Genomic DNA, 2,541 nt, shown 5'->3' with positions numbered 1-2,541 from the left:
TTTGTCTTTGTATATATCTTTTATTATAGCTTCAGCGTATCTTGACAGTGCTTTTTTATCTTCTTCTTTAGTATTTTCATCAAAATAAAACTTAAAAATATCTTCAGCTTCATAACCGTAATAATTTCTTAAAATAGGACAGCTGTTTGATCTTCCATAAAAATAATCAAGGAATGCGTCCTTATTTTTTTCATATTGGAATATTTTTTCAAACTTATTTCTTATTTGTTCTTCATTACTGATATTATTATCCATATCACACCTCATAAATAGTATTTTTATATAGTATAATTAATTTTTTTTATCCTGTCAAATTTTATTATTGTTTCTATGCTATAATCAGCAAATAAATTTATTTGCAGGACTGTAGCTTCGGCTCTAAACTCTGCTTTAACATACTAATAATTTCATATTGAAAATATCATAAACTATATATTGTTTTAATATTTTTATAATGATTTATAATAATTAAAAATACAAAAAATAATATAGGAAAAAAATGAATAAAACTATTGAAGTATTTAAAGACGATATACATGGCTCTTTAAAACTTAGAGAAAAAATTCTATTAAATATAAAGTCAAAAACAGAAAAAGAAATGATTTTAAATCAAGTTGAGCTATATTTTAATTTTGAAAAAGAGAATATTGAATTGGTTTATTTTGTTTTAGATAGTAATTATCCTAATATAATTATTGATTTTAACGAATTAAAAAATATTATAAATAGTGTAATGTAAATATAAAAGTTTTGGATAATAAGATTTAATAAATTTATCCTATATATAAAACAATTTTAGTATGATTTAGTTCTAATTTTATACTTGCACTTTTTGCAACTTTTTTCGGCGGGAAAAAGTTGAATAAAAAATTGACAAACTTAAAAATTTTTAGTATATACTTTTTATACTTGGGGCGTTGCCCCAACTCCCAGTTCTTTTATTGGTATAAAAGAACCAAAAGAACTGCATTTGATAAGTTCTACTATAGATAGGTAAGCTTCATAAAATAATTATCAATTTTTAATGCTAGTAAACTTATTTATTATAATCAATACCATATTAAACATTATACAAAAGTTCAATTTTAAAATACCAATAAACTATATATTGTTTTAATATTTTTATAATGCTTTATAATAATTAAAAATATTTCGGATTATTTTATGACTGAAGAACTAAAAACAAAAATACAAAAACTAATAGAAGAAAAAAATTTTGAAGAAGCGATAAAACTATGCGATGAAGCCATTAAAAAAAATGATAAAGATGAAGATGCATATTTTCTAAAAGGAAGTTGTAATTTTGAATTAAAAAATTACTATACAGTAATAGAGAATTTAAATAAAACTATAGAACTAAATCCTAATTATGAAAAAGCATATTTTAACAGAGGAATTTCAAAATCATATTTAAAAATGTATAAAGAAGCGTTAGAAGATTTTGATATATCAATAAAATTAAATCCAAATATAGATAGAACATATTTTGAAAAAAGTATTATATTATTTGATATTGAAAGATATGAAGAAGCTATTATAAATTTACATAAAGCAATTGAATTGAATACAAATTATGAAGATAGCTATTTTTTAATAGGTAGTTGCCAATTTGAATTAAAAAATTATGAAGAAGGTATAAAATATTATAATAAAGTAATAGAATTAAATACAAATTATGAAGATGCATACTATAACATAGGACTTATAAAAATAGAACAAAAAAATTATGAAGATGCTATAAAATATTTTAATAAAGTACTTGAATTAAATCCGAATGAAGACGGGGCTAATTTTAATATAGGATATTCAAAAATAAATTTAGAAAAATATGATGAGGCCATTGAAAATTTTGATAAACTTATAGAGATAAATAATAAAAATGAAGATTTTTATTATTTAAGAGCAATTTGTCAATATAATTTAAAAATATATTATAATGCTATAGAAGATTATAAGAAAGTTATAGAATTAAATCCAAATTATGAAGAAGCCTATTTTTTAATAGGTATATGCCAACTTTATTTAGAAAATGAAAATGCTATAGAATATTTTAGAAGTTTTTTTAAAATCAATAAAGATAATAATATATACATAATAACGATATTACAGAATTTTGATGAATATTATAATATTGAAAAATTATTTAAATTTATAGTTGATATAAAAAATAATGAATTATGGGAAAATGAACCAATAACAAATTTAATTTCTATCTTTGATGAGAGTAAAAATTTTGATGATGAACTTAAAGAAAATATAAAATATCTTTTATTATACGAATATTTTTTACTTAAAATTTTAACTTTTGATACTGAAGAAGAAAATAATAATATAGAAATATCTCATTATACATCTTTGGATATTCTTACTTTATTATTAAATCCTAAAGAAGAAAAAACAGATAAGAAAGAAAATACAAAAGAAAGCGGAAATATAAGAATAAATAATATAACAACGGCTAATGATCCTAAAGAGGGAAAGATTTTAGAAAGAATTTTAAATAAAAATAATATAGATATAAAAATAGAAAATGATGAAAAA

The 2,541-nt window shown here is 19.9% G+C and carries 2 protein-coding genes and 1 pseudogene; 2 read left to right on the top strand and 1 reads right to left on the bottom strand.

Translation table 11 applies throughout. The annotated features are described in order from the left end of the window. Positions 1–255: pseudogene (locus Q0J90_RS10620) on the bottom strand (molybdate metabolism regulator); the annotation flags it as partial. 244 nt (positions 256–499) lie between these two features. Between Q0J90_RS10620 and Q0J90_RS10615 the strand changes: the two are divergent. Both Q0J90_RS10615 and Q0J90_RS10610 read left to right on the top strand, forming a co-directional pair. Then, positions 500–739 carry a hypothetical protein gene (locus Q0J90_RS10615; protein ID WP_297277873.1) on the top strand — a complete coding sequence of 80 codons (240 nt, stop codon included), beginning with the start codon at positions 500–502 and terminating at the stop codon, positions 737–739. A 425-nt stretch (positions 740–1,164) separates the two neighbouring features. Continuing rightward, positions 1,165–2,541: tetratricopeptide repeat protein (locus tag Q0J90_RS10610; protein WP_297277872.1), on the top strand; the 1,377-nt coding region annotated here is incomplete at its 3' end.

Origin of the sequence: uncultured Brachyspira sp., assembly GCF_944390595.1 — a bacterium.
In the GTDB taxonomy this organism is placed as follows: domain Bacteria; phylum Spirochaetota; class Brachyspiria; order Brachyspirales; family Brachyspiraceae; genus Brachyspira.
The sequence above is the reverse complement of the archived record's forward strand: the minus strand, read 5'-3'. Positions and strand labels throughout refer to the sequence as shown.